Below are 26,571 nucleotides of genomic sequence, written 5' to 3'. Positions count from 1 at the left end.
GCGGGGGCCCCCCCGGCCCCCCAACAAACCCCCCCCCCCCCGCCCCCCGGGGCGGGGGCCCCCGCGCGGGGCGCCCCCCCGCCCGGGGTGGAACGGCCGCTCAGCGGCCGAAGGTGAACCAGTTCACGTTCACGAAGTCGGCCGGCTGGCCGCTGGTGAAGGTCAGGTAGACGTCGTGGGTGCCCGTCACCGACGAGATGTTGGCGGGGATCGTGCGCCACGACTGCCAGCCGCCGGTGTTGCCGACCGCGAAGCTGCCGACGGGCGCACTGGTACGGCTGTCCAGGCGCACCTCGACCAGCCCGCTCACGCCCGGTCCGGCGCCGCTCGCGACCCGGGCGCTGAACTGCCTGGCCGGTGCGGAACCGAAGTCGACGCCCCGGTACAGCGCCCAGTCACCGCCTGCCAGCGCGCCGATGTTCTGGCCGCCGCCCGTGTCGGAGGTCCCTTCGGTCATCGTGCCGGACTGCCCGTCGTGGGACTCGGCCTGGATGGTGCCGTAGGCGTCCCGGTTGCCGGTCGGAGGGGGCGTGGTACCGCCCCCCTGGGACGACAGCACCTGGACGTAGTCGACGACCATCGGGTGACCCGGCACCGTGGCCGCGTCCGGGCCGCCGCCGAACGCGTCCACGAAGCCGCCGCCCATCGCCACGTTGAGGATGATGAAGAAGCCGTGGTCCGTGGCGTTCGTCCAGGTGGTCGCGTCGACCTGGTTCTCCCGCACGGTGTGGAAGTGCGTGCTGTCGACGTAGAAGCGGATCTCCTCGACGCTGTTCGAGCGGTCCCACTCCATGCGGTACGTGTGGAAGCCGGACTGGCAGGTGGAGCCGGGGCAGGGCGCCGAACCGCCGATGCCGGTGGTCTCGTTGCACGGGCCGCCGGGTGAGGTGCCGCAGTGCATCGTCGACCAGACGGTGTTGAGGCCCTGGACGTTCTCCAGGATGTCCAGTTCTCCGACGCCCGGCCAGTTCCAGTAGTTGCCGCGGAACGGCGCGCCCAGCATCCAGAAGGCGGGCCAGTAGCCGCGGGCGGCGGCGCCGGTCACGTTGGGCATCTGGATGCGCGCCTCGACGCGCAGGGTGCCGCCGGCCGGGGGCTGGAAGTCGGTGCGGTTGGTCTCGATGCGGCCCGACGTCCAGTTGCCGGCGGCGTCGCGGCGCGGGGTGATGCGGAGGTTGCCGCTGCCGTCCAGGGAGACGTTGCTGGTGCTGGACGTCATCGTCTCGATTTCGCCGGTGCCCCAGTTGGTGGGGCCGCCCGGGTAGCCCTTCCCGGTCGCGTACTGCCAGTTGGTTGTGTTGACGCCGGAGCCGGCGGCCCCGTCGAAGTCGTCGACGAAGACCCGCGTCCAGCCCGACGGGGGCGGCGGCGCGGCGGCGGTCGCGCTCGGTGTCACCGTCGTGGCGGCGAGCGCGGCGAGGCCCAGCGTGCTCAGGACGGCGAGGAGGGCCCGCCGGTAGGGCCCGCGTCTGCGGGGAGTGCCGGAGGTTTCGCTCATGGGGTGCCTCTCGGTACGGGAGTCGGTATCCGCGCAGGCCCTGTCCGAGAGCACCCGTGAGGGGTGTTTGAGAGCGCTCTCAGACAAGGGGTGCGCGGACAATGTGCTCCCGGGCACCGCGGCCGTCAAGAGGTGCAACCGAGAAAGTGGTTGCGGGGCAGGGGAGTTCAAGTGATGAAGGCGGACCGCTCGGGCGTCGGCCGAAGATTTCCGCGACGGGTTCGAGTCGACGAAGTCGGAGGGGTGGCCGGGCGCCCGCCGGGCGGCACGAGCCGGCATCGGGGCGGCATGGCCTGCTCGGCACGGCGATTGACAGGTCGAACGCGGCACGTCGAAGTCCCCGCGTGGGTGAGACCAACGACCTGACGCCGGCAGAGACCGGCTGGATCCTGGCGACGGCGGTCGTCGCAGCGAGCCGTCCGCCCGGGAGGCGAGCCCCCGGCCGCCGCCCAGGGGGTCCGTGGACGACGTGCCCGTCTCCGCCCAGCTCGGCGCGCCCGCGGTGGAGGCGCGCTGGCCGTGAAGGCGGTCAAGCGGTCAACAAGGCGGTGAAGGGGCTCAGTTGACGCTCCGGGCTCCTGTCACATCCACGAAGGCGGGGTTCGAAGAGAACCACGTGTCCGTCCACGGGTCACCGTCGCCCGGCGCGTGCGTGACCGGCGGGTCAGAGCACGCGCAGGGTCCAGCCCCAGCGGTGGGTGCCGGTCGGGACGAGGTACTCCGGCGCGGTGTCGGGCCCGCACGAGGCGGTGCCCAGGCCGCGGTGGGCGGCGTCGATGTGCACGACGCAGCCGTCCCGCGGGACGAGTTCGTCGTGGTGGGAGGCCGCGGCGAGGTCCGCGGCACGGTGGCGGGTGACGGAGATCTGGCTGGGCCGCCCCAGCTCCACCGCGAGGCCGGTGGCGTCCGGCGCCGACAGCCTGAACTGCCGTACGCCGTGCCGGCCGCCGCTCTCCTGCGGTCGCAGATACGGGGTGAACAACTCGTCCACGGGGAGTGCGTGATGGCCGACCGGCGCGCCCGCGCTGCGGTCCGGATACGACTCCCAGGGCCCCTGCCCGAACCATTCCAGCAGGTTCAGCCCGGCCACCGTCTCGAACACCGACCCGACCCGGGCCACGTCGTCCAGCGTCGCGGGCAGCTGCGCCGACTCCTCGACGTGGATCCCGCCCTCGACGGCCGTGAACACCTGCTCGTGCCGGACGACGCCGGCCTCGCAGACGTACTCGGCGAGCACGCCGACGCTCGCGCCCGCCCGGCGCACGGCGACCAGCCGGCGGGCGGGCGCGGTGAGCCCCCACTCCCGCCAGCGGTCCGCCATGCCGCCCAGCTCGTCGTTGTCGGTGGGCGCCCGCCACAGCGACAGCGTGGGGGCGGCGAGCAGCAGGGGGTGGACCAGCAGCCCGTCCGTGTCGACCTCGACGGTCCGGTCGGCCACCGGAAGGTTCCGCCGCACGCGGGCCGCCCGGAGCCGTACCTGGGGCAGGCACACGACGGTGCCGCGCGGCGCCCACGGCTCGTCCCGCGCGGTCGTCACCCGCAGCGTCAGCCAGGCCTCGTCCGCGTCCTCGGGCAGCTCGAACGGCAAGGGCACCGCCGCCGTCTCACCCGGCCGCAGCTCGGGGAGGTCGGCCGGTGCGCTCAGCGTCCGGCCGTCCGCGAGGGACAGCTGCCACTCGGCGGCCAGCCAGTCCAGGCCACGGAAGTGCTGGTGGTTGCGGATCACCGGCCCCTCGTGCCGGAGGCACTCCAGCCGCACCGGTGCCGCGATCTCGCGGTGCTCGTACAGCACCGGCTTGGGCGTCCGGTCCGGGAAGACGACGCCGTCCGCGATGAAGGCGCCGTCGTGGGGCACCTCGCCGAAGTCGCCGCCGTACGCCCAGCGGTGGCCGGGCGCGGCGACACCACGCTCGTAGAGCCCGGCGCCCGCGCGCCCGGCCGGTCTTCCGTCGCTCACGTCCTGGAGAATGCCGTGGTCCCAGAACTCCCAGATGAAGCCGCCCTGAAGACCCGGGGTGGCCTCGATGGCGGCCCAGTGGTCGGCCAGGGTGCCGTTGCTGTTGCCCATGGCGTGCGAGTACTCGCACTGGATGAGCGGCTTCGTCTGCCGCCCGGACAGCGCGTGCGCGACACACTCCTCGATCGGCGCGTACATCGGGCAGGCGATGTCGGACGCCACGTCCGGGTCCGCCCAGCCGCGCTTGGCGGCGCCCTCGTACTGCAGCGGCCGGGTGGGGTCGTGCCGCCGAACCCACCCGGCCGCCGCGTCGTGGTTCGCGCCGTAGTCGGACTCGTTGCCCAGCGACCAGATGATGACCGAGGGGTGGTTCTTGTCCCGCAGCACCATCCGCGAGACGCGGTCCACGAAAGCGGCCAGATAGCGCGGGTCGTCGGCGATCTCGTGGGCGTGGTCGTGCGACTCGACGTCCGCCTCGTCGACGACGTAGAGGCCCAGCTCGTCGGCCAGGTCGTACAGGGCGGGGTCGTTCGGGTAGTGGGCGGTGCGGATCGCGTTGAAGCCGAAGCGCTTCAGCAGCACGAGGTCCGCGCGCATGTCGTCGTACGACACCGTGCGGCCGGTCAGCGGATGGAAGTCGTGCCGGTTCACCCCCCGGACGAACACCCGCTCCCCGTTGATCAGCAGGTCCCGGCCGGCGATCTCGACGTCCCGGAAGCCGACGCGGTGGTACGAGGAGTCGGCGACCGTCCCGTCGGCGCGGTGCAGCCGGACGGTCAGGCCGTACAGCTCGGGCGTCTCGGCGGTCCAGGCGCGCACGTCGGGCACCGTGGCGCGCAGGCGCGCCTCGCCGAGGAAGCCGGAGACCCGCTCGTCCTCGGCGTTGGCCCGGTCGAACTCCGCGTCGCGCGTGAGCGGCCGGCCCTCCAGCTCCCCGTCGACGTACCACCCCTCGGGCAACCCGCCGCGCGCGTTCCGCACCTGGCAGTCCACCCGCAGGTCACCGTCGCGCCGTGCCCGCACGGTCACGTCCGCCAGGTACAGCGGGTCCGTGGCGTACAGCAGCACCGGCCGGGTGATCCCGCCGTGCCACCACTGGTCCTGGTCCTCGATGTGCGAGGCGTCCGACCACTTGACGACGGTCAGCCGGACCACGGCGGACGAGCCGGGGCGCACGACCTGCGTCAGGTCGAACTCCGCCGCCAGGTGCGAGTCCTTGGAGATCCCCACCGGCCGGCCGTCCACCTGCACGAGCAGCACGCTCTCGGCCGCGCCCACCTGCAGCACGATCCGCCGCCCGGCCCACCCGCCCGGCACGTCGACCGCACGCTCGTACACCCCGGTGGGGTTGGCGGCGGGCGCGTGCGGCGGGAACTGCGCGAACGGCATCCGCACGTTCGTGTACTGCGGCAGATCATCCGTGCCCTGGAGGGTCCAGGCGCCCGGCACCCGCGACGAGCCCCATGCGTCGCCCACCGGCGCGTCCGGCGCGGGCAGCAGCTGGAAGCTCCACTCGCCGTCCAGCGGGACGGCCTGGTGACGCCGGTCGACGGCACACATCGGCAGCCGCCCCCATGAGGTCACCTCGGGTGCCTCCCAGGGGCGGAGCCAGGAGAAGGGCGCGCTCATTCGCGGACTGCCCCCTTGGCGAGGTCGCCGATGATCTGCCGGGCGCCGATGGCGAAGACGATCAGCAGCGGGATCAGCGCGAGCAGGGCGCCGGTCATCACCATGCCGTAGTCGGTGGTGCCGTGGTTGCCGTTGAGCTGGGAGAGGGCGACCTGGAGGGTGACGTTGTCGGGGTTGGTGAGGGCGATCAAGGGCCAGGCGTAGTCGTTCCACTGGGCCATGAACGTGAAGATGCCGAGGAAGGCCAGGCCCGGCCGCACCACCGGCAGCGCCACGTGCCAGTACTGGCGCAGGAACCCGGCGCCGTCCAGCTTCGAGGCGTCCAGCAGCTCGTCGTGGATCGCGCCCTTCATGTACTGGCGCATCCAGAAGATGCCGAACGCGTTGGCCGCGGCCGGGACGATCAGCGCGGTCATGGAACCGATCCAGCCGATCTTCGCCATGATCACGAACTGCGGGATGGCCGCCAGCTGCGCCGGCACCATGAAGATGGCCATCAGCAGCCCGAACAGCACCCCCCGGCCGGGGAAGTGGAACTTGGCGAAGACGAAGGCCGCCAGCGAGTCGAAGAACAGCACCAGCACCGTCACCGAGACGGCCACCAGCAGCGAGTTGAGCATCGAGCCGAAGAAGTCGATGTTGTCGAAGAGGTGGCGGACGTTCTCGCCGAAGTGCGAGCCGGGCAGCAGCTTGGGCGGGTAGGAGAAGATCTCGGTCGACGTGCGGGTCGACATGATCACGGCCCAGTAGAAGGGGAAGGCCGACAGCAGCAGCCCGAGGACCAGCACCACGTGGAGTGCGATGCCCCGGCGCCGGGAGCCCTTGATGGTGGATGCCATGGTGCGGGGGCCTCCCTAGTCTTCGCCCCGGCGCTGCACCAGCCGCCAGTTGATGATCGAGAAGAGCACGACGACGAGGAAGATCCCCCACGCCACGGCGGCGCCGTAGCCGAAGTCGTTGTTGTCGAAGGTCTGCTGGAAGAAGTAGAGGACCATTGTCCGGCCCGCGTGGTCCGGGCCGCCGGCGAAGGTCGACTCGTTCGTGTTGGTCTGGAGCAGCACCTGTGGTTCGGCGAAGCTCTGCAGACCGGTGACCGTCGAGATGACGAGCACGAACAGCAGCACCGGCCGCATCAGTGGCAGCGTGATCCGGAAGAACGTCTGCACAGGGCCGGCGCCGTCCATCCTGGCCGCCTCGTACAGTTCGCCCGGGACGGTCTGGAGGCCGGCGAGGAAGATGATCGCGTTGTAGCCGGTCCACTGCCAGGTCATCAGCGTCGCGACGGCGACCTTGATGCCCCACGGCGTGTTCAGCCATGCCACCTGGTCCAGCCCCACGGCCTGCAACAGGGCGTTCATCAAACCGAAGTTGGTGGAGAAGACCGAGCTGAAGATGATGGCGACCGCGACGATCGAGGTCACGTTCGGCAGGAAGTACGCGAAGCGGTAGACGTTTTTGAACCGCACCGCCGAGTTGAGCATCACCGCCGTCACCATCGCCAGGAAGATCATGGGGAAGGTGGCCAGCGCCCAGATGATCAGCGTGTTGCCGATCGAGCTCCAGAAGTCGGCGTCGGTCAGCAGGTACTGGTACTGCGCGAGGCCCGCCCACTCCATCGAGCCCAGGCCGTCCCAGCGGTGGAAGGAGAGGAAGAGCGAGAAGCCGACGGGGACCAGGCCGAAGGCGAGGAAGAGGAGGTAGAAGGGGGAGATCGCGGCGTAGAGGTGCCAGTACTTGCGGATGCCGGTGCGGGGCCGCGCGGCGGGCGGGTCCGCCACGGCCGCCGGGGGCCTCTCCACCGCGGGGAGCGTCGCCATCAGTAGCTCACCCCCAGGTGGTCCGCGATCCGCCGGCACTTGCTCATGGCGTCCCTCCAGGCTGTGCGGGGGTCCTTGCCGAGGACACCGACGTTCTTGATCTCGTCCCGGATCGGCTGCCCGAGCGCGATGTCGTACGGGCTGTTGAAGGCGACCGGGATCTGCTCCGCGGCCGGACCGAAGACGTCCATCGTGATCTGGTCGCCGAAGAACGGGTCGGGCTCGCGCAGCTTCGCCATCCCGTACGAGGCCGGGGTGGACGGGAACAGGCCGGCCTCGACGAAGCCCTGAGCCTGGTTGTCCGCGCCGAGCATCCAAGTGATGATCTCGAAGGCCCGCTCCGGCTCCCGGCACGCCTTGGTGATCGCGAGGAACGAGCCGCCGACGTTCGAGGGGCCGCCCGGGCAGTCGGCGACCCGCCATCTGCCCTCGGTCTTCGGGTACTGGAGCTTGAGGTCGCCCGCCGCCCAGGAGGCGTTGAGCTGGCTGGGCAGTTGCCCCTTCTCGGTGGCCGAGATCGAGTCCGGCGTGCCTGTCACGATGTCGGAGACGATCCCGCGCCGCTTGGCCTCCACGGCCCGGTCCCAGCAGGCACGGACGTGCTCGCCGTCGCCGATGAAGACGCGGTCCCGGTCGACGAACCGTGTGGTTCCCTGGCCGATCGACATCTCGAAGACGCTGCCGACGTCGGTCAGGATGTACGTGCCCGGCACCCGCTTCCTCAGCTGCTCGCCGGCCGTGAAGAACTTCTCCCAGGTGTCCATCTCCCGCGAGACGTCCTCGGGCTCGGACGGCAGCCCTGCCCTGTCGTAGACGGCGGGCTGGTAGTACTGCACCACCGGACCCACGTCGATCGGGAACCCGATCAGACTGCCGTCCGGCGCGACTGCCTGCTGCCACTTCCAGTCCAGGTACCGGCTCTTGAGCTTCTCCGCGCCGAGCGTGCGCAGGTCCACGAACTGGTCGGCGTTCGGCAGGTACGACGCCATGTCCTCGCCCTTGAGCCCCGCCATGTCGGGTATGTGGGCGCGGCCGGCCATCGTGGTGATCAGCTTGGAGCGGTAGTAGCCGCCGATCTGCTGGGCCTTGAGACTGACGACGTTGTCATAACGCGCCTTGGCCTCCTTGACGACGGTGTCGCTCAGACCGCCGCTCCAGTACCACAGGACCATGTTCCGGCCGGTCGAGCCGGTCGGGACGGCGCAGCCGGACGTCAGGCCGCCGAGCGCCGCGGCGGCCGTACCGGCCAGGCCCGCGCGCAGCAGGCCTCTTCGTGAGAGCCGCACAGCTCCCACCGCCTTTCGGATCTGTTCGGGACTTCGCATGAGACGGGCAAGTGGGGGGAGTCAGTGCTGTCGTGCGGGCGGGGTGACCGGGGCGTGGGCGACGGGCGGCCCGGGATCCGCCGGCAGCCGGTCCGCCAGGAAGCCGTACGTCCGCCGCAGGCCGGGGTCGGACAGCGAGCGCCACCACCGGTGGACGCCGTACCAGCCGGGCGCGGCCAGGGCGCCGCCGTGGTGGCCCACGGACAGGCCGGCGGCCAGGACGGCGAAACGCAGCCGCTCCTCCAGCGGCCAGCCGCCGAGCGAGGCCGCGACGAAGCTCGCGCCGAAGACGTCCCCGGCGCCGGTGGCGTCCAGGACGTCGACGTCGAGGGCGGGGACGTCCGCGTACTCGCCCGTCGTCTGGTCGACGGCCATCGCGCCGTCGCCGCCGCGCGTGATGACCGCGACCGGCACCAGTTCGCCGAGCCTGCCGAGGGCCGCCGCCGCGCTGTCGGTGCGGGTGTAGGCCATCGCCTCGGTCTCGTTGGGGAGGAAGGCGTGGCACAGGGCGAGCTGGCCGAGCAGGTCGCGGGACCACTCCTGCGTGGGGTCCCAGCCGACGTCGGCGTAGATCCGCGTGCCGTTCGCGGCCGCCTTCGCCAGCCACTCGCGAGGTTCCGCCTCCAGGTGCACGAGCGCGGTCCGCGCCTGCGGCGGGTCGGCCATCAAGGCGTCCTGCGAGTACGGCGGCACCTGGCCGTGGGTGACGAGGGCCCGGTCGTGACCGGTGGCCAGGGAGACGGTGACCGGGGTGTGCCAGCCCTCCGCGGTGCGGGACCGGGAGAGGCCGACGCCCTCCTGGCCGGCCAGGACCTCCCGGCAGTACGCGCCGTAGAAGTCGTCGCCGAACACCGTGGCCAGGGAGGTGCGCAGACCGAACCGGGCGGCGGCCACCGCAAGGTTGGCGATCCCGCCGGGGCCGCAGCCCATGCCGGCCGTCCAGATCTCCTCGCCCGGCGTGGGGGGCCTGCCCAGACCCGTGAGGACGAGGTCGTAGAAGAGCAGCCCGGTCAGCAGCACATCGGGCCGGTCGTCGTCCACGGAAACGTCCTCTCGTCAGAACTCTTCAATTCGGTGACCGGAATCGTGCGCTCCTCGCGGAGTTTGGTCAATACCCGAGCAGAAATGAGCATGGCGGTGATTGAAGATGACGAGTACTGTGCATCGCGTGCTGGCAGAACGACGACACCAACTCATCCTGCGGGCCCTGCGGTCCGGCGGCCCCGCTGCCGTGACCGACCTCTCCGAGCAACTGGGGGTGAGCCCCGCCACCGTCCGCCGTGACCTGGTGAAGCTGGAGGAGGACGGCCTGCTCACGCGGGTCCACGGCGGCGCCGTGGCCGAGGAGGGCGACCAGCCCTTCGCCGAGGTCGCCGAAGTGCGCGTGCCCGCGAAGGACGCCATAGCCGTGCACGCGGCCGCGATGATCGAGGACGGTCAGTCGGTGCTGCTCGACATCGGCACCACCGCCTACCGGCTGGCCCGGCAGCTGCACGGCCGCCGGCTCACGGTGATCACCAGCAACCTGGTGGTCTACGAGGAACTCGCCGACGACGAGGGCATCCAACTGGTGCTGCTCGGCGGCATGCTCCGCCGCGAGTACCGCTCCCTGGTGGGCTTCCTCACCGAGGACAACCTCCGCCAGCTGCACGCCGACTGGCTCTTCCTCGGCACCAGCGGGGTGCGGCCCGGGGGACAGGTGATGGACACCACGGTCGTCGAGGTGCCGGTCAAACGCGCCATGATCAAGGCCGGTGACCAGGTCGTCCTGCTCGCCGACGCCGCGAAGTTCCCGGGTACGGGCATGGCGAAGGTGTGCGGTCCCGAGGACCTGGACGTGGTGGTGACGAACGCGCCGGTGAACGCGCCGACCCGGTCCTCCCTGGAGGAGGCCGGAGTCCGCGTGGTCGTGGCAGGAGAGGTGCAAGCGTGAGGCTGACGATTCTGGGCGGCGGCGGATTCCGGGTGCCGCTCGTGTACGGGGCGCTCCTCGGCGACCACGCCGAGGGCCGGGTCACGCACGTCGTGCTCCACGACCTGGACGCCGGCCGGCTGCACGCGGTCACCCGCGTCCTGGCCGAACAGGCCGCCGGGGTGCCCGGCGCGCCCGAGGTCACCGCGACCACCGATCTGGACGAGGCCCTGCGCGGCGCCGACTTCGTGTTCTCCGCGATCCGCGTCGGCGGTCTGGAGGGCCGCGCCCACGACGAGCGGGTGGCGCTCGCGGAGGGCGTCCTCGGCCAGGAGACGGTCGGCGCGGGCGGCATCGCCTACGGTCTGCGGACCGTGCCGGTGGCGGTCGACATCGCGCGTCGCGTCGCGCGCCTCGCCCCCGACGCCTGGGTCATCAACTTCACCAACCCGGCCGGACTGGTCACCGAGGCCATGTCCCGCCACCTCGGCGACCGCGTCATCGGCATCTGCGACTCGCCGGTCGGCCTCGGCCGCCGGATCGCCCGCGTGCTCGGCGTGACGAACCCCGCCGAGGCGTGGATCGACTACGTCGGCCTCAACCACCTCGGCTGGGTGCGCGGTCTGCGCGTCGCCGGCCGCGACGAACTGCCGCGCCTGCTCGCCGATCCCGAATTGCTCGGCTCCTTCGAGGAGGGCAAGCTCTTCGGCACCGAATGGCTGCGCTCGCTGGGCGCGATCCCCAACGAGTACCTGCACTACTACTACTTCAACCGGGAAGCCGTCCGCGCCTACCAGGAGGCCGAACAGACCCGCGGCGCCTTCCTACGCGACCAGCAGGCCCGCTTCTACGAGCAGACGCGCGACCCGGACGCCTCCGCGCTCCGGGCCTGGGACCGCACCCGCGCCGAGCGCGAGGCCACCTACATGGCGGAGAACCGCGAGACGGCGGGCGCCGGCGAGCGCGACGCCGACGACCTCTCCGGCGGCTACGAGAAGGTGGCCCTCGCGCTGATGCGGGCCATCGCCCGGGACGAGCGCACGACGCTCATCCTCAACGTCCGCAACCGCGGCACGCTCTCGGTGCTCGACACCGAGGCGGTGATCGAGGTGCCGTGCCTGGTCGACGCCAACGGCGCGCACCCGGTGGCCGCGGACCCGCTGCCGGACCACGCCACCGGCCTGGTCTGCGCGGTGAAGGCCGTCGAGCGCGAGGTGCTGTCGGCCGCCGGTTCCGGCTCCCGCACGACGGCCGTGAAGGCCTTCGCGCTGCATCCGCTGGTCGACTCGGTGGGAGTGGCCCGGCGGCTCGTCGACGGCTACAGGGCCGTCCACCCCGGCCTGTCGTACCTCAAGTAGGGCGCTCGGGTCTTCCAGCAGAGCCCTCAGGTCCTCAAGCAGAGCCCTCAGGAGGGGTTGTCCCATGCACGACGAACGCCGCCGGATCGAGGAGCGCGTCGAGCGCGTCCACAACCAGCGCATCAGGCCCGCGATCTACGCGGCCACCGTTCCGCTCACGGTCGAGTCCTGGCAGGCGCCGGGCGAGCCGGTGCCGTTCACGGAGGCCGCCGCCGCCCCGTACGCGCCCTTCGCCATGGACACCCCCTGGGGCCCGCCCTGGGGCACCACCTGGTTCCGGATGCGCGGGCAGGTGCCGGCCGACTGGGCGGGCCGACGCGTCGAGGCGGTCATCGACCTCGGCTTCGTCGGCGACTGGCCGGGCAACCAGGCCGAGGCCCTGGTCCACCGCGCGGACGGCACCCCGCTGAAGGCGGTCAACCCGCAGAACCAGTACGTGCCGGTCGCGCACCCGGCGGTGGGCGGGGAATCGGTCGACTATCTGGTCGAGGCGGCCTCCAACCCCGACATCCTGGCGAACGACTTCGCTGCGCCGACCCCCCTCGGCGACGTCCTCACCGCCGGGGACGAGCCCCTCTACACCTTCCGCCGCGCCGACCTCGCGATCCTCGACGAGGAGGTCTGGCACCTCTTCCTCGACGTCCAGGTGCTGCGCGAACTGATGCTGGAGCTGGTCGAGCACGACCCGCGCCGGCACGAGATCGCGCACGCGCTGGACCGCGCGATGGACGCCCTCGACCTCGACGACGTCGCGGGCACGGCGGCGGACGCCCGCGACGTGCTGCGCCCCGTCCTCGCCAAGCCCGCGCACGCCAGCGCGCACACCCTCTCCGCCGTCGGCCACGCGCACATCGACTCGGCATGGCTGTGGCCGATCCGTGAGACCAAGCGCAAGACCTCCCGCACCTTCTCCAACGTCACCGCGCTCGCCGAGGAGTACGAGGAGTTCGTCTTCGCCTGCTCGCAGGCCCAGCAGTACGAATGGGTGCGCGACAACTACCCGCAGGTCTGGGAGCGGATCAAGAAGGCCGTCGCCGACGGCAGCTGGGCGCCGGTCGGTGGCATGTGGGTGGAGGCCGACGGCAACCTGCCCGGCGGCGAGGCCATGGCACGCCAGCTGATCCACGGCAAGCGCTTCTTCATGGAGCAGTTCGGCATCGAGACCAAGGGCGTGTGGCTGCCGGACTCCTTCGGCTACACCGCCGCCTACCCGCAGCTCGCCCGGCTCGCAGGCAACGACTGGTTCCTCACCCAGAAGATCTCCTGGAACCAGACCAACAAGTTCCCGCACCACACCTTCTGGTGGGAGGGCATCGACGGCACCCGCGTCTTCACGCACTTCCCGCCGGTCGACACCTACAACGTCGAGTTCTCCGGCAAGGAGATGGCCCACGCGGTCCGCAACTACCAGGACAAGGGCCGCGGTACGACGTCCCTGGCGCCCTTCGGCCACGGTGACGGCGGCGGCGGGCCCACCCGCGAGATGCTGGAGCGCGCCCGGCGCCTGGCCGACCTGGAGGGCTCCGCGAAGGTCCGCGTCGAGCACCCGGACGCCTTCTTCGCCGCCGCCCGCGAGGAGTACCCGGACGCCCCCGTGTGGGCCGGCGAGCTGTACCTGGAGCTGCACCGCGCCACGTACACCACCCAGGCCCGCACCAAGCAGGGCAACCGCCGCAGCGAACACCGGCTGCGCGAGGCGGAGTTGTGGGCGACGACGGCGGCCCTGCACGCGCCGGGCCACGCCTACCCGTACGAGCGGCTCGACCGCCTCTGGAAGACGGTCCTGCTCCACCAGTTCCACGACATCCTGCCGGGCTCGTCCATCGCGTGGGTGCACCGGGAGGCGGAGGCGGAGTACGCGCGCGTCGCCGAGGAGCTGGAGACGCTGACGCGGGACGCGCTGGCGGCGCTGGGCACCGGCGAGGCACGGGTGTTCAACACCAGCCCGTTCGACCGGGACGAGGTGGTCCGCGGGACCGACGGCAGGCTCGGCGTGGCGCGGGTGCCGGCGGGCGGCAGCGCGCCGCTGGGCGACACCCCCACCCACGACACGGTGACCGTCACCGACCGCACCCTCGACAACGGCCTCGTCCGCGTCGAGCTCGCCGACGACGGCACCCTCGCCTCCGTCCGCGACCTCCGCGCCGGCCGTGAGGTTCTCGCCGGGCCGGGCAACCTGCTGCGCCTGCACACGGACCTGCCCAACCACTGGGACGCCTGGGACATCGACAAGCACTACAAGAACCGCTACACCGACCTGCTGGACGCCGAGTCGATCACCGTCGTGGAGCGGGACCCCCTGCTCGGCGCCCTGAAGGTCGAGCGCTCCTTCGGCCGGGGTTCGCGGATCACCCAGACGATCATCCTCCGCTCCGGCAGTCCCCGCGTCGACATCGAGACCGAGATCGACTGGCACGAAGCCGAGAAGATCCTCAAGGCGGCCTTCCCGGTGGACGTCCGCGCCCCCCACTCGTCCGCCGAGATCCAGTTCGGCCACGTCCAGCGCCCCACGCACACCAACACCAGCTGGGAGTCGGCCCGCTTCGAGGTCTCCGGCCACCGCTGGGTGCACATCGCCGAACCCGGCTACGGCGTCGCGGTCCTCAACGACTCGACGTACGGCCATGACGTCTCCCGCACGGTCCGCGAGGACGGCGGTACGACCACCACCGTCGCCCTCAGCCTGGTCCGCGCCCCGCGCGTCCCCGACCCGCAGGCCGACCAGGGCCGCCACCGCTTCACCTACGCGCTGCTGCCCGGAGCGAGCGTCGAGGACGCGGTCGCCGAGGGCTACGCCCTCAACCTCCCCCTGCGCGTCGCGGACTCGGCCGGAGCCCCGCGGCCCGTCGTCTCCGTGACCGGCGAGGGCGTGACCGTCGAGGCCGTGAAGCTCGCCGACGACCGCTCCGGCGACGTCGTCGTACGGCTCTACGAGTGCCGCGGCGGCCGGGCCGCCGGCGTCCTGCGCACCGGCTTCCCGCTCGCGGGCGCCCAGGTGACCGACCTGCTGGAGCGACCGCTCCAGGACGCGGACATCGACGGCGACGAAGTCGCCGTCACTCTGCGACCCTTCCAGATCCTCACGCTGCGCCTGCGGAGGGGCTGACCCGTGCCGATGCAGCAGTGGTTCACCGACGCCAAGCTGGGGATCTTCGTCCACTGGGGGATCTACGCCGTGGACGGCGTCCAGGAGTCCTGGTCGTTCTACGACGACATCGTGCCCTACGACAGGTACATGTCCCAGCTGGACCGCTTCACGGCCTCCCGCTACGACCCGCGGGCCTGGGCGAAGCTCTTCGCGAGCGCCGGCGCGGCTGCACGAGAGCCCCGGCGTGCTCTGGATCGAGCCGCCCGCCGCCGCCGACCTCGACCCGCACGCCACGGTCCTCGCCGTGGAACTGGAGGGGGAACTTCAGCTGTACCGCGGATCGGGCCGGTTCTGACCGCGTGCGCCGGGCCCGTGACATTGGGAGGCACGGCGCAACAGAGAGGTGGCACGGTGCGAGACCCGCGTATGTCTTTGATCGGCAAGGGACTGAGGCGTCGAGGGAGGCTGATGATCCAGGCGGTGAGCCCACCGCGCCGTGCCCTGAACGCGATTCCCGCACCCCGGGCGGGCACGCCGAAGCCCGCGTTCACCGCGCCGCGCGCTCCGCGGCTGGTGGAGTCACCGGTCTTCGTGCTGTCCTCGGTGCGCTCCGGCTCGACCCTGCTGCGGGTCCTGCTCAACAGCCACAGCCGCGTCCGCGCCCCGCACGAGATGCATCTGCGCACCGTCCATGTGCAGCTGACCCGCAGCTTCACCGCGGCCGCCATGCAGGAACTCCAGCTCGACAAGGAGGAGCTGGAGCACGTCCTGTGGGACCGCATCCTGCACCTGGAACTGGCCCGCAGCGGCAAGGACGTCATCGTGGACAAGACGCCGCCCAACACCCTCGTCTGGCCGCGACTGGAGTGATGTCGGCCGAGCGCCCGCCACATCCTGCTGCTCCGCCACCCGGGCGCGATCGTCGCCTCGCTGATGGACCGCCGTGAGGAGCCCGACCTGGCGGCCATCAACGCCGAGGTCCTGGACTACGCGGAGAAGCTGGAGGAGGCGCGCCAGAACCTCGACGCCCATGTGATCACGTACGAGGACCTGACCGCCGAGCCGGAGCGGGCGACGCGCGGCGTGTGCGAGTACCTCGGAGTCGATGGGAGAGCGGCATGCATCGACTACGGCAGCCGCGACCACGGCCGGTTCCGCCCCCAGCTCGGTGACTGGAGCAGCACGATCAAGTCGGGCCGTATCCAGCCCGCCCCCGTAGCCGATCACTCGACCCGACTCCCGTCCAGACTGGCGGAGTTGGCGAATGGGTGGGGTACCCGGTCTAGCCGTCGTACCCGACCCGGCCCGAACGCCGGGGAAGGGGCGCGGGGACCTGCGCGACGAGCCCCCACGACCCGCACCCGGCGCATCACCTACAACGGCAGAACCCGCGCCCCGGACCCGACAGGCGCCGGTGCGGGAACGGCCGGCAGCACGGGAGCCGACTCCTCCCGGCGCTGCGCCGGGACGGAGACCGGCCGCAGCTGCCGAGGAGCGGACACGACCGTGTAGTCCTGGCCGAGGAACGGCGGCACGACCTCGCCGGGGTCGTCGCCCAGGGCCAGCCGTACGGCGGCCCAGGGGGCGTTGACCCCGCACAGCGACAACTGGTGCAGCCCGCCGGCCGGACGGGTGTTGACATCCATCAGCACCGGCTGATCGCCGAACATCCGGAACTGGATGTTGGAGAGGTGGTGCAGCCCGAACCCCTCGGCGATCCGCCGCGCCGGCTCCAGGAACTGCTCGTGCAGCGTGAACCCGCGACGGCGCCCGCTCTTCGTCCGCCCGACGGCCAGCCGGACCATGTTGTCGCGCCCGGTGAGGCAGTCGACGGACACCTCCGGCTGCTCCAGCCGGGGCATCACCAGCCAGTCCACCGGCTCGTCGGCCTGCCGCAGCGCCTCCAGCACCAGGTCGAGCTGGACGTAGGGCGTGGGGAACCCGCCGAGGTGCAGCAGCGAGAAGGGGGCGCGTGTGATCACGCGGAAGCCCACCCCGCCCGCACCGGACGCCGGCTTGAAGCAGGCCTTGTGCCCGCCCGCCTCCAACTCCTCGACAGCGGCGAGAAGTTCGCCGGCGCTGCGGACCCGCCACCACGGCGGCACCGGCACTCCGATCGCCTGGACGGCCTCGTAGGCGATCACCTTGTCGTGGAAGACGGCCACGGCCTCCGGCGGCGGCGCCAGCAGCGCCGTGCCGACCGCCTCGAACTCGGCGCGGTGCGCCACGACGGCCGCCTGGTGCAGACGCGGCACGAACACGTCGACCGAGCGCCTGGCGCACACGTTCAGGGCGAATTCGACGTACGCCGCGGGGGACAGTCCCTCCGGCTCCAGGTCGGCGGTGTCGGCGGCGGCGAGGACGGGGGAGTCGGGGTCGCTGTGGGTGGCATGGATCTCGACGGCCCGGTCGCTGGGATTTCTCCGCAGCTGATCCATGAAGAACACGTTCTCCGCGTACGTGCGGTTGAGCCAGACGCGTACGCGAGAGACCATGCAGGCCGCCTTTCACGGTTCGCGGGCACGGCGGAGCGGGGCCGGCCCGGCCTGGGGGTGTTGGGAGGAACACCGGATCGCCCTTGCGTGAAGGGGGGTTCGTGGGCGTTGGTGTTGGGGCGATCATACGGCTTCGCGGGACCGCCGCGTGCAACATGCGGGTTACGGAATCGCCGATCCCGCCCACACGTCGTGGGGGTTCCTGATAACCCCCAATACACTCCGGTGGCCCTTGCCGACCGGGGCGCGCATGTGTTGTCGTGGTGCCTCCGTGTGATCGTGAGGGGGCAGAGGTGACATCGACGGCCGGTGGTGCCGGACAGCTGCTGGCCATCAGCGACCTGCACATCGGGTACGCGGAGAACCGCGAGCTGGTGGAGAAGATGCGCCCCGACACCGACGACGACTGGCTGCTGGTGGCCGGCGACGTGGCGGAGAGCGTGTCCCGCGTCCACTGGGCCCTGGAGCTCCTCGCCGGCCGCTTCGCCAAGGTGATCTGGGTCCCGGGCAACCACGAACTGTGGACCCACCCGTCCGACCCCGTCACCCTGCGTGGCGTCGCACGCTACGAGCACCTGGTCCGGATGTGCCGCGAGCTCGGCGTGACGACCCCCGAGGACCCGTACCCGGTCTGGGACGGCCTCGGCGGCCCGGTGGCCGTGGCGCCGCTGTTCCTGCTGTACGACTACTCCTTCCTGCCCGCCGGCTGCACGACGAAGGACGAGGGCCTGGCCTACGCGCACTCGACCGGCGTCGTCTGCAACGACGAGCATCTGCTGCACCCCGACCCCTACCCCACGCGCGAGGAGTGGTGCCGGGCCCGGGTCGAGCAGACCGAGCGGCGGCTCGCCGAGATCCCCGAGGACCTGCCGACAGTGCTGGTCAACCACTACCCGCTGGACCGTCACCCGACCGAGGTCCTGTGGTACCCCGAGTTCGCCATGTGGTGCGGCACGCGGCTGACGGCCGACTGGCACCGCCGGTTCCGAGTGGAGACGATGGTCTACGGGCACCTCCACATCCCCCGGACCACCTGGCACGACGGCGTCCGCTTCGAGGAGGTGTCGGTGGGCTATCCGCGTGAGTGGCGGGGGCGCGAGGAGCCGCCGGGCCGGCTGCGCCGCATCCTGCCGAAGGAGGACACGACGCCGTGATCGAGGAGCTGCTGCCCGCCTCGGTCGTGTCCGTGGAGGTGCACGGCGACGACGGGAGCGAGCCCGCGCCGCTGTACCCGCAGGAGGCGGCGATCGTCGCGCGGGCCGTCGTCAAACGGCGGCGCGAGTTCGCCGTCGTACGCGCCTGTGCCCGCCGTGCCATGGAGAAGCTCGGGGTGCCCCCGCAGGCCGTCCTGCCCGGCGAGCGCGGCGCCCCCGGCTGGCCGGCCGGGCTCGTCGGCAGCATGACCCACTGCGAGGGCTACGGCGCGGCGGCGCTGGTCCGTGAGACCGATCTGGCCTCGCTCGGCATAGACGCCGAGCCGCACGAGCCGCTCCCGGCGGGTGTGCTGGAGGCCGTCGCGCTCCCGGGCGAGCAGGAGCGGCTGAGCCTGCTGACGGCGCGCCACCCGGGCGTCCACTGGGAGCGTCTGCTCTTCAGCGCCAAGGAGTCCGTGTACAAGGCGTGGTTCCCGCTCACCGGGAAGTGGCTGGACTTCTCGGAGGCCGACATCGAGATCGCCGTCGGCCCCGAGGGGACGCGGCACGGCCGCTTCCAGGCCGAGCTCCTCGTGCCCGGTCCCGTGGTCGACGGCCGTCGGCTCGGCGCCTTCGACGGCCGGTGGACGATCCAGCGGGGTCTGGTGGCCACCTCGGTGACGGTGCCGCACGCCTGACGGCGTGCGGCCCCTGCTTCCTGCCCCCCTTCGCCGGGCTCAGTGCTCTGGGCACCAGCTCTGCAGCAGCCGGAAGAACTCCTCCTCGTTGCCCGTCAGGCCGGCCTCCGCCAGCGCCTGTTCCGCCTCGGCGATAACGGCGGGCGGGACGAGGGGTGGCCGGCGGGCTTCCGGCGGCCCGGCCGCCGTGTCGAACGCCGCTCGTACGGTGTGCAGCAGGCGCAGATAGGCCTGCACGGCGGTGCGTTCCCGGTCGGTCAGTACGGCAGTGGGCATCGGTCGGCTCTCCCCGCCTCGTCGTCGCAACACGTGCCGCAACGGCACGTACGCCCCCACACTCGACGGCGCACTCCCAGCTTGCCGTCCACCACTGACAATCCGGCCCGGCGGCGCCCCGGTTCGCCCGCTCAGCGGAGGCGCGACGCACCGCGGCGCGGCGCGAATGCGCTGCTCCGCGCCGGTGTGAAGGGGTTTCGGCCGAGAACCGGCGGGGCGCAGCCGCTTCTAGTGCTTCGGACCGACGTAGCCCAGCGACGCCTCGATCCGCCCCGCGAGGTGGTCGCGCTGCACCGGCCCGCGGAGTGCCGAACCCGCCAGCCATGTCCGGCACTTGCTGGCGAGCAGCAGCCCGAAGCTCTCCGCCTCCTTCTCGTCGGCGAGGTCGAAGCGGGTGCGGGCGGCCACCTTCAGCACGGTCGCCTGGAGGTCGGCGTTGTCGTCCAGTAAACGGGCCGCGACCGCGGCGCCCTCGACGTGTTGGCTGCAGTGCCCGGCCTTCATGTGCCACAGCTCGTGCCCGAGGATCACCAACTGGTGGTCGGGGGCGGTGCGTTCCTCGATGACCACGAGGTCCTGGTCGGCCATGTCGAGCCACAGCCCGCTGGCCGTGCCGATCGGGAAGGCGGCCGTACGGAAGTGGACGGGGCGGCCGCGGCGTCTGCTCATCCCGTCGCACAGCGCGGCGTACAGGTCGGCCGGGCGCGCCGGCGCGGGCAGGTCCAGCTCCGCGACCAGCTCGCCGCACAGACGACGCATTTCCTTACCGATGCCCACAGATTCTCTCCCGGATCACGACTCGGGCCGCTTGACGCTCTCCAAGAGCATGTCCAGCCATTCGGCGACCTTGTCGCGGTGCTGGTCGGTGGGAAGTTGTGCGGCCCGCCAGGCGATTCCGCGCACCCCGTGGTCCTGGAGCAGCCGTTCCAGCGGGTCGTCGGCCGCCGCGGCCGCCTCCCGCTCCCGGTCGGCGAGCTTCTGGAGCAGCTCCTGCTCGGTGCGCTGGAGGACGTCCGCGAGCGCCTCCGGGTCCTCGGCCGTGAGGAAACCGGCGTGCACCCGGAAGAAACGCTGGATGGCGTCGCAGTGCTCCATGGTGGGGCGCCGGTCGCCGTTGATGAGGGCGCCCGCCTGCTGCCGCGACATCCCGGCGCCGTCGGCGATCTCCTGCTGGGTGTACTTGCGCCCGTTGCCCTTCAGCCGGGTGCGCCGCAGCAGGTCCAGGCGTTGCAGGAAGCGCGCCTGCACATCGGGCTCGCCCGCAAGGCGGCCGCGCAGCAGCTCCCTGACGACGGACTCGGGAACGCCGCAGGCCACGGAGAGCCGGGCGGTGTCGAAAACCTCCGCGTGCGGTACGCCCAGCCGGTCGGCGAGCGCGGTGACGCGTGCGATCACGGCCGGCAGGGTGGCCGTCGCCGTGGCGCCCGGAACCTCGTAGCCATCCGTCACCGACAGGTCTCCTACGTCTCTCACACACTTCTCGCGAGTGGTTGCCGTGAACTTCCCGGAGAGTAGCGGGTGGTTCGAACTCACATCCAGGTCTCGCCACAACTGTGGCCAATTCCAGCCGTCAACCGGCATGGAATGCCACGATAGTTGACATGGCAAGCTTCGGGGCAGCAGGATCGGGTCGCCGCGTGAAGGCCGCATAGGCAAGAGGGGTGACCTCCCGATGGCACACCAGGCAGGAGGGCAGCGGTCCGCGTTGCGGTCCGTCCCCGAGGATTCCGAGGCGCAGTCGTATCTGCAGGACTACGCCGCCTTCATGGAGGCGGTGCCCTTTCCGTCCGTGGTCGTCGACCACCGCTGGGACGTCGTCCTGGCCAACAGCGCGTTCGCGTCGCTCTTCCGCGGGGTCGCGCCCCATCCGACGGCCATGCCGGGTGAGAACTTCCTGAGGTTCGTGCTGTTCCACCCGGACGCCGCCGATGTGCTCGGGGACCATGAGTCGCGCTGGTGCCTGCCGATGCTGGCGCACTTCGCCGACACCGTGGCGCGGCACGGCCACGACCACGGGCTGCAGGCCATCCGGCGCGAGATCGCGCAGGACCCCATCATGGAGGCCGCCTACCGGCAGGGGCTGCCGCACTGGGTGCGCGCCGTCGGTGAGGCCGCCGTCGAGCACGACGGGGCGGTGCGCCCGCTGCTGCACCCCGACCCCCGCTGGGGCGCCACCGACTGCCGGATCGTCGCCGAGACGCCCAGGACCCTGAGGGACATGGGCTGCACCCGGCTCACCATGGTGCTGCGCGAGCCGCGCCGGCCCGCCCCCGCCCCCCGTCGCCGGTCCCGCGACCGTCGCTGCGAGAGCCATCTCACGGTGGTACCCACCCCCGAGGCCTGACCGGGCACCGTCGGCGTTCAGGTCGCCGACGGCGCCACGGTCGGGCCGGGGGTGACGGCGCGACAGCTCCGGCGCTCCCCTCCGTCCGCCGGCCGTCCGGTGACGGTTTGGCATGTGACGTCCGCGATGGCCTGGACACTCCCTGAAGGACCTCCGCGTACTCGCGACCTTCACGGCGACGCCATCGGACCCTTCCCTGACGTTCGGTGCTCTTGGAACACTCCTTCCGCGCGCATTTCGTCAGTATCCGGCCCGGTCGAACTCCTTCAGGACGAGAGATCCCTCAGCCATGCCCGAAGTAAACCGGCGCAAGTTCCTCCAGATCGCGGGGGCCACCACGGCCTTCACCGCCCTGGCGAGCAGCATCGAGCGGGCCGCCGCACTGCCGGCCAACCACCGCAAGGGGACGATCGAGGATGTCGAGCACATTGTCGTCCTGATGCAGGAGAACCGTTCCTTCGATCACTACTTCGGCAAGCTGCGCGGCGTCCGCGGCTTCGGCGACCCGCGGCCGGTGAAGCTCGACAACGGCAAGTCGGTCTGGCACCAGGCGAACGCCGGCAAGGAGGTGCTGCCCTTCCACCCGGACGCCGACGACCTCGGCATGCAGTTCCTGGAGGGCCTGCCGCACGGCTGGAACGACGGCCAGCAGGCCTACAACGGGGGCAAGTACGACAAGTGGCTGCCCGCCAAGGGCACCACGACCATGGCGTACCTCACCCGTGAGGACATCCCGTTCCACTACGCCCTCGCCGACACCTTCACCGTCTGCGACGCCTACCACTGCTCGTTCATCGGCTCCACCGACCCGAACCGCTACTACATGTGGTCCGGTCACACGGGCAACGACGGCAAGGGCGGCGGCCCGGTCCTCGGCAACGACGAGCTGGGCTACGACTGGACGACGTACCCCGAGCGCCTGGAGCAGGCCGGGATCTCCTGGAAGATCTACCAGGACATCGGCGACGGCCTGGACGCGGCCGGCTCCTGGGGCTGGATCGAGGACGCCTACCGGGGCAACTACGGCGACAACTCGCTGCTGTACTTCAACAGGTACCGCGACGCCCAGCCGGGCGACCCCTGGTACGACAAGGCCCGCACCGGCACCGACGTCAAGAACGGCGACGGCTACTTCGACCAGCTCCAGGCCGACGTCGTGGCCGACCGGCTGCCGCAGATCTCCTGGATCGCCGCCCCCGAGGCCTTCACCGAGCACTCCAACTGGCCGACCAACTACGGTGCCTGGTACATCGCCAAGGTCCTGGACGCGCTCACCTCCAACCCGGCGGTGTGGGCGAAGACGGCCCTGTTCATCACCTACGACGAGAACGACGGCTTCTTCGACCACGTGGTGCCGCCGTTGCCGCCGAAGTCCGCCGCGCAGGGCCTGTCCACGGTCGACGTCTCCCTGGACGTCCACCCGGGTGACAGCAAGCGCCCGGCCGGCGCCTACGGTCTCGGCCCGCGGGTGCCGATGCTGGTCGTCTCGCCGTGGAGCAAGGGCGGCTACGTCTGCTCCGAGACCCTCGACCACACCTCGATCGTCCGCTTCATGGAGCGCCGCTTCGGCGTCAAGGAGCCGAACATCTCGCCCTGGCGGCGTGCCGTCTGCGGTGACCTGACGTCGGCCTTCGACTTCTCCCGCAAGGACACCGAGCCGGCCCAGCTGCCGGACACCGACGCCTACGAGCCGCCGGACCGCGAGCGTCACCCGGACTACCGTCCGACGCCGCCGGCCGACCCGGACATGCCGAAGCAGGAGCGCGGCCTGCGCCCGGCCCGCCCGCTGAGGTACGCCCCGCTGGTGGACGGCGCGGTGGACGCGGCCGCCGGGAAGTTCACGCTCGGCTTCGCCTCCGGCGAGAAGGCCGGTGCCGCGTTCCTCGTCACCTCCGGAAACCGCACCGACGGGCCGTGGCAGTACACCACCGAGGCCGGCAAGAGCCTCTCCGACACCTGGAACTCGGTGTACTCCAAGGGCTCCTACGACCTGACCGTGCACGGCCCCAACGGGTTCGTGCGCGTCTTCAGGGGCCCGAACAAGGTGGCCGGCCCGGAGGTCACCGCCCGCCACTTCGGTGACGACATCGTGCTGACCTTCACCAACCAGGGCTCCGGCACGGCTCGGCTGAAGCTGGTCGACGGCTACACCGGCCGGACGAACACCCTGAAGGTGCGGCCCGGCTCGACGGTGAAGCACGTCGCCGACCTGTCGAAGAGCCGGCGCTGGTACGACCTGACGGTCACGTCCGACGCCGACCCGGCGTACCTGCGGCGCTTCGCGGGGCACGTCGACAACGGGCGCCCGGGCGTGAGCGACCCGGCGATCGTCACGGAGTAGTCAGGATCCGCCGCGCCGCTCAGAGCGGCGTGAGGTGCCCCGGCCGTGACGGCCGGGGCACCCGCGTCTCCGGCTCGGACGACAGCACGGTGCGGTCGCCGGACGGCGTCCGGGACAGCAGCACCACGCCCCAGGACGCCAGCAGCGCCCCCGCGACGGCCAGCAGCACTCCCGCCGCCCCACCCTGGAGCCGTTCGCCCAACAGGGACAGGCCGATCACCGAGGCCGCCAACGGATTGCTGAGGGTCACCACCGCGAGCGGGGCGCCGAGCCCGCCACGGTAGGCGGTCTGCGACAGCAGCACGCCGCCGCTCGCGAACACCGCGACGAGCAGGGCCACTCCCACCACCTGGGCGCTGAACACGGAGCCGGAGGAGTCCGTCGCGGCCACCGTCACCGTCTGGGTGAGGGCGGAGCCCACCCCGGAGGCGATCCCGGACGCGCCGGCGTGCCGCAGGCCGGGCCGGGTTCCGGGCCGGGCCAGCAGGCAGATCAGCACGGACGCCGACCCCGCGACCGTCAGCGCCTCGGTCACGCTGAGCGCGTCGTCGGGCGCGGGCCCGGACGCCGTCACGAGCAGCGCGGCCAGACCGGCCAGCGTGAAGGAGGTGCCCCGCCACTCCACCGCGCTGACCCGTTTTCCCGCGAGCCAGGCTCCCATCGGCACCGCGGCGATCAGCGTCAGCGCCCCGAGCGGCTGCACCACCGTCAGCGGTCCGTAGTTCAGGGCGACTACGTGCAGCACCGCGCCGGAGGCGTTCAGCGCCACCGACACCCACCACGCGGCGCTGCCCAGCAGGCGCAGTACGCCCGAGCCGGCGGAGCGGGCGGCGAGCCGTTCCTGGGCGACGGCGGCGGCCGCGTAGGCGACCGCGGAGAACAGCGACAGGACGACGGCGAGCACGGTGGCGCTCATCGCCCCGCCTCCACGAGCGCCGGCTCCTGCACCGGTTGTGGCGGTCGCCGCGCCGCGGCCTGTGCCGTCCGTTGTGCCGTCCGCCGTGCCGGTACGACGACCCGGGTGGCCGGCGCGGCCGTGCGGCCCGCCGGCCGGCCCAGCGCGAGCGCCCCGGCCAGCAGCGCGGCCGCGACGATCGCGTCGAGCCAGTAGTGGTTGGCGGTGCCCACGATCACCAGCAGGGTCAGCATGGGGTGCAGCAGCCACAGCCAGCGCAGCCGCGAGCGGGTCGCCACGATCAGGCCGACGGCCAGCATCAGCGCCCAGCCGAAGTGCAGCGAGGGCATGGCCGCGAACTGGTTCGACAACTGGTCGGTCTCGGGGGAGCCGTACACGGAGGGTCCGTACACCTGTCCGGTGTCCGTCAGCCCCGTCGCCGCGAGCATCCGCGGTGGCGCGAGCGGGAACGTCAGATGCGCCACCAGTGCGGCGGCGGTGAGCGCGGACAGGACCCGGCGGGCCCAGACGTAGTGCTCGGGGCGCCGCAGGTACAGCCAGACCAGGAAGGCCGCGGTGGCGGGGAAGTGGACGGTGGCGTAGTAGGTGTTCGCCGACCGCACCAGCGTGTCGCCGTGCAGCAGCAGGGACTGCACCCAGCCCTCGGGCGGGAGGTGGACGGCCCGTTCCAGGTCCCAGACCCGATGTGCGTTGCGGAAGGCCTCTTGGGTGTGGCCGGTCGCGAGCAGCCGGATGGACTTGTAGACGAGGAAGAGTCCTGCGACCAGCAGGAACTCTCGGACAAGAGGCGGGCGCGCTATCGCGGCGTCGTCCTCGGCAGGCTCGGTGCGGGCATTCATCCCCCGGCCCCTTCACTGACGGTGGTGCTGAAAGCTCATCGATACGGTGACGTACCGGTACGCCAGTGTACCGATACGCCTAAGTACCGGTACACTGGCGTATCGATTGCGTACGACACACTGGACCACGGGCCCCTGGCCGCAGACCGGAAGTGACCGGAGCGAGGAGACGGACCCATGACGTCGCAGGCCGCGGACCGACCGGAGACGGTCGGCGCCTCGAGCCGCTCCAAGCTGACGCGGGAGCGCGAGCAGGAGTTCTTCGACGCGGTGATCGAGCGGATCCGCGAGTGCGGATACGACGCCGTGACCATGGACGGTGTCGCCACCAGCACGCGGTGCAGCAAGTCCACGCTGTACCGGCAGTGGAAGACCAAGCCCCAGTTCGTGGCGGCGGCGCTGCGCTCCCGGCGCCGGGTGTGCTTCGCGGGGATCGACAGCGGCTCACTGGCTGATGACCTGCGGCAGGTCGCGCGGGTGCTGGGGGAGTGGTCCGGCCGGGACCACCGGCTCGTCCAGGCGCTCGGTCACGCGGTCCTGGAGGACCAGGAGCTGGCGCGGGCGCTGCGCGAGACGCTCGTCGAGCCGGAGATCGCCGCGGTCGAGAGGATCCTGCGGCGCGGGGTGGAACGCGGGGAGATCGCCGCCGACCATCCGGCGCTGCCGTACGTGGCCGCGCAGATCTTCGGCGTGCTGCGGGTGCGGCCCATGCTGGAGGGCCGGGACGCCGACCCGGACTTTCTGCTGGAGTTCGTGGAGTCCGCCGTGCTGCCGGCGCTCGGACTCACCTGAAGACCCAGGCCGCGTCGTCCCAGGGATGACGGGACGATCGGCCTGCTCGCGCCGCACCGTGGGGACGGGGGCGGCGCGCACCCCGGCCGGGTGGACAGCTGGGAGACGACGATGGCGCCCGCCTGGTTCGCGAGGACGAACAGGACGGTCCAC

The 26,571-nt window shown here is 71.7% G+C and carries 20 protein-coding genes and 2 pseudogenes; 10 read left to right on the top strand and 12 right to left on the bottom strand.

The annotated features are described in order from the left end of the window. Positions 1-100: 100 nt before the first annotated feature. From AB0O67_RS25610 to AB0O67_RS25585, 6 genes are all read right to left on the bottom strand, one after another. Positions 101-1,498 carry a glycoside hydrolase family 16 protein gene (locus tag AB0O67_RS25610; RefSeq protein ID WP_365454314.1) on the bottom strand — a complete coding sequence of 466 codons (1,398 nt, stop codon included), beginning with the start codon at positions 1,496-1,498 and terminating at the stop codon, positions 101-103. Between the two features lie 664 nt (positions 1,499-2,162). Next, positions 2,163-5,084: a glycoside hydrolase family 2 TIM barrel-domain containing protein gene (locus AB0O67_RS25605; protein WP_365454311.1), complete on the bottom strand. Its 2,922-nt coding sequence runs from the start codon at positions 5,082-5,084 to the stop codon at positions 2,163-2,165. Beyond that, the gene (locus tag AB0O67_RS25600) at positions 5,081-5,923 is read right to left on the bottom strand and encodes a carbohydrate ABC transporter permease (RefSeq protein WP_365454308.1); all 843 of its coding nucleotides are present in this window, start codon (positions 5,921-5,923) and stop codon (positions 5,081-5,083) included. The genes AB0O67_RS25605 and AB0O67_RS25600 overlap by 4 nt, the downstream gene beginning before the upstream one ends. A 15-nt stretch (positions 5,924-5,938) precedes the next feature. Continuing rightward, on the bottom strand, positions 5,939-6,901 hold the full coding sequence (locus AB0O67_RS25595) for a sugar ABC transporter permease (protein ID WP_365454305.1): 963 nt from the start codon (positions 6,899-6,901) through the stop codon (positions 5,939-5,941). Beyond that, positions 6,901-8,187, bottom strand: a complete 1,287-nt coding sequence (locus AB0O67_RS25590) for an extracellular solute-binding protein (protein WP_365454302.1) — start codon at positions 8,185-8,187, stop codon at positions 6,901-6,903. The genes AB0O67_RS25595 and AB0O67_RS25590 overlap by 1 nt, the downstream gene beginning before the upstream one ends. Before the next feature lie 60 nt (positions 8,188-8,247). Beyond that, the gene (locus AB0O67_RS25585) at positions 8,248-9,267 is read right to left on the bottom strand and encodes a carbohydrate kinase family protein (protein WP_365454299.1); all 1,020 of its coding nucleotides are present in this window, start codon (positions 9,265-9,267) and stop codon (positions 8,248-8,250) included. A gap of 127 nt (positions 9,268-9,394) precedes the next feature. Here AB0O67_RS25585 and AB0O67_RS25580 point away from each other — a divergent pair, with 127 nt between their 5' ends. The 5 genes and pseudogenes from AB0O67_RS25580 to AB0O67_RS25560 form a co-directional block, all read left to right on the top strand. Further along, on the top strand, positions 9,395-10,159 hold the full coding sequence (locus AB0O67_RS25580) for a DeoR/GlpR family DNA-binding transcription regulator (protein WP_365454296.1): 765 nt from the start codon (positions 9,395-9,397) through the stop codon (positions 10,157-10,159). Further along, the gene (locus tag AB0O67_RS25575) at positions 10,156-11,496 is read left to right on the top strand and encodes a 6-phospho-beta-glucosidase (protein WP_365454293.1); all 1,341 of its coding nucleotides are present in this window, start codon (positions 10,156-10,158) and stop codon (positions 11,494-11,496) included. Before AB0O67_RS25580 ends, AB0O67_RS25575 begins: the two co-directional genes overlap by 4 nt. Before the next feature lie 64 nt (positions 11,497-11,560). After that, entirely contained in the window at positions 11,561-14,602 is a 3,042-nt protein-coding gene (locus AB0O67_RS25570; RefSeq protein WP_365454290.1) for a glycoside hydrolase family 38 C-terminal domain-containing protein, read from the top strand. Between the two features lie 3 nt (positions 14,603-14,605). Next, positions 14,606-14,809, top strand: a pseudogene (locus AB0O67_RS25565) (alpha-L-fucosidase); the annotation flags it as partial. A gap of 201 nt (positions 14,810-15,010) precedes the next feature. Next, positions 15,011-15,679: pseudogene (locus AB0O67_RS25560) on the top strand (sulfotransferase); the annotation flags it as partial. Between the two features lie 278 nt (positions 15,680-15,957). On the opposite strand, the gene AB0O67_RS25555 reads toward AB0O67_RS25560, so the two are convergent. Continuing rightward, positions 15,958-17,079 carry an ATP-grasp domain-containing protein gene (locus AB0O67_RS25555; RefSeq protein ID WP_365454287.1) on the bottom strand — a complete coding sequence of 374 codons (1,122 nt, stop codon included), beginning with the start codon at positions 17,077-17,079 and terminating at the stop codon, positions 15,958-15,960. 293 nt (positions 17,080-17,372) lie between these two features. On the opposite strand from AB0O67_RS25555, the gene AB0O67_RS25550 reads away from it, so the two are divergent. Both AB0O67_RS25550 and AB0O67_RS25545 read left to right on the top strand, forming a co-directional pair. Beyond that, positions 17,373-18,233 (top strand): metallophosphoesterase, encoded by an 861-nt coding sequence (locus AB0O67_RS25550; RefSeq protein ID WP_365454284.1) that lies wholly within the window; start codon positions 17,373-17,375, stop codon positions 18,231-18,233. Then, the gene (locus AB0O67_RS25545) at positions 18,230-18,910 is read left to right on the top strand and encodes a 4'-phosphopantetheinyl transferase superfamily protein (RefSeq protein ID WP_365454281.1); all 681 of its coding nucleotides are present in this window, start codon (positions 18,230-18,232) and stop codon (positions 18,908-18,910) included. Before AB0O67_RS25550 ends, AB0O67_RS25545 begins: the two co-directional genes overlap by 4 nt. 39 nt (positions 18,911-18,949) lie before the next feature. Here AB0O67_RS25545 and AB0O67_RS25540 read toward each other — a convergent pair whose 3' ends face one another. The 3 genes from AB0O67_RS25540 to AB0O67_RS25530 form a co-directional block, all read right to left on the bottom strand. After that, the gene (locus AB0O67_RS25540; RefSeq protein ID WP_365454278.1) at positions 18,950-19,186 is read right to left on the bottom strand and encodes a hypothetical protein; all 237 of its coding nucleotides are present in this window, start codon (positions 19,184-19,186) and stop codon (positions 18,950-18,952) included. A gap of 228 nt (positions 19,187-19,414) precedes the next feature. After that, the gene (locus tag AB0O67_RS25535; protein ID WP_365454317.1) at positions 19,415-19,945 is read right to left on the bottom strand and encodes a toxin-antitoxin system, toxin component; all 531 of its coding nucleotides are present in this window, start codon (positions 19,943-19,945) and stop codon (positions 19,415-19,417) included. Positions 19,946-19,978: 33 nt separating this feature from the next. Then, positions 19,979-20,635 (bottom strand): helix-turn-helix transcriptional regulator, encoded by a 657-nt coding sequence (locus tag AB0O67_RS25530; protein ID WP_365454275.1) that lies wholly within the window; start codon positions 20,633-20,635, stop codon positions 19,979-19,981. 223 nt (positions 20,636-20,858) lie between these two features. On the opposite strand from AB0O67_RS25530, the gene AB0O67_RS25525 reads away from it, so the two are divergent. Together AB0O67_RS25525 and AB0O67_RS25520 are read left to right on the top strand one after the other, a co-directional pair. Next, positions 20,859-21,530, top strand: a complete 672-nt coding sequence (locus AB0O67_RS25525) for a hypothetical protein (protein ID WP_365454272.1) — start codon at positions 20,859-20,861, stop codon at positions 21,528-21,530. A 289-nt stretch (positions 21,531-21,819) separates the two neighbouring features. Then, positions 21,820-23,871 (top strand): phosphocholine-specific phospholipase C, encoded by a 2,052-nt coding sequence (locus AB0O67_RS25520; RefSeq protein WP_365454270.1) that lies wholly within the window; start codon positions 21,820-21,822, stop codon positions 23,869-23,871. A 19-nt stretch (positions 23,872-23,890) separates the two neighbouring features. Here AB0O67_RS25520 and AB0O67_RS25515 read toward each other — a convergent pair whose 3' ends face one another. Then, positions 23,891-24,787: a hypothetical protein gene (locus AB0O67_RS25515; protein ID WP_365454267.1), complete on the bottom strand. Its 897-nt coding sequence runs from the start codon at positions 24,785-24,787 to the stop codon at positions 23,891-23,893. Next, positions 24,784-25,626: a phosphatase PAP2 family protein gene (locus tag AB0O67_RS25510; protein ID WP_365454264.1), complete on the bottom strand. Its 843-nt coding sequence runs from the start codon at positions 25,624-25,626 to the stop codon at positions 24,784-24,786. The genes AB0O67_RS25515 and AB0O67_RS25510 overlap by 4 nt, the downstream gene beginning before the upstream one ends. A 177-nt stretch (positions 25,627-25,803) precedes the next feature. On the opposite strand from AB0O67_RS25510, the gene AB0O67_RS25505 reads away from it, so the two are divergent. After that, positions 25,804-26,418: a TetR/AcrR family transcriptional regulator C-terminal ligand-binding domain-containing protein gene (locus AB0O67_RS25505; RefSeq protein ID WP_365454261.1), complete on the top strand. Its 615-nt coding sequence runs from the start codon at positions 25,804-25,806 to the stop codon at positions 26,416-26,418. Positions 26,419-26,571 lie beyond the last annotated feature (153 nt).

This window comes from Streptomyces sp. NPDC086077, assembly GCF_040686175.1.
Classification (GTDB): domain Bacteria; phylum Actinomycetota; class Actinomycetes; order Streptomycetales; family Streptomycetaceae; genus Streptomyces.
This window is presented reverse-complemented; position numbering and strand designations above follow the sequence as displayed.

What these genes read in the sequence shown, in the direction of transcription:
- AB0O67_RS25605 (WP_365454311.1), bottom strand. Translation starts at nt 5,084, where the DNA reads ATGAGCGCGCCCTTCTCCTGGCTCCGCCCCTGGGAGGCACCCGAGGTG.
- AB0O67_RS25535 (WP_365454317.1), bottom strand. Translation starts at nt 19,945, where the DNA reads ATGCGTCGTCTGTGCGGCGAGCTGGTCGCGGAGCTGGACCTGCCCGCG.
- AB0O67_RS25570 (WP_365454290.1), top strand. Translation starts at nt 11,561, where the DNA reads ATGCACGACGAACGCCGCCGGATCGAGGAGCGCGTCGAGCGCGTCCAC.
- AB0O67_RS25515 (WP_365454267.1), bottom strand. Translation starts at nt 24,787, where the DNA reads ATGAGCGCCACCGTGCTCGCCGTCGTCCTGTCGCTGTTCTCCGCGGTC.
- AB0O67_RS25540 (WP_365454278.1), bottom strand. Translation starts at nt 19,186, where the DNA reads ATGCCCACTGCCGTACTGACCGACCGGGAACGCACCGCCGTGCAGGCC.
- AB0O67_RS25505 (WP_365454261.1), top strand. Translation starts at nt 25,804, where the DNA reads ATGACGTCGCAGGCCGCGGACCGACCGGAGACGGTCGGCGCCTCGAGC.
- AB0O67_RS25555 (WP_365454287.1), bottom strand. Translation starts at nt 17,079, where the DNA reads ATGGTCTCTCGCGTACGCGTCTGGCTCAACCGCACGTACGCGGAGAAC.
- AB0O67_RS25600 (WP_365454308.1), bottom strand. Translation starts at nt 5,923, where the DNA reads ATGGCATCCACCATCAAGGGCTCCCGGCGCCGGGGCATCGCACTCCAC.
- AB0O67_RS25510 (WP_365454264.1), bottom strand. Translation starts at nt 25,626, where the DNA reads ATGAATGCCCGCACCGAGCCTGCCGAGGACGACGCCGCGATAGCGCGC.
- AB0O67_RS25610 (WP_365454314.1), bottom strand. Translation starts at nt 1,498, where the DNA reads ATGAGCGAAACCTCCGGCACTCCCCGCAGACGCGGGCCCTACCGGCGG.
- AB0O67_RS25525 (WP_365454272.1), top strand. Translation starts at nt 20,859, where the DNA reads ATGGCACACCAGGCAGGAGGGCAGCGGTCCGCGTTGCGGTCCGTCCCC.
- AB0O67_RS25520 (WP_365454270.1), top strand. Translation starts at nt 21,820, where the DNA reads ATGCCCGAAGTAAACCGGCGCAAGTTCCTCCAGATCGCGGGGGCCACC.
- AB0O67_RS25595 (WP_365454305.1), bottom strand. Translation starts at nt 6,901, where the DNA reads ATGGCGACGCTCCCCGCGGTGGAGAGGCCCCCGGCGGCCGTGGCGGAC.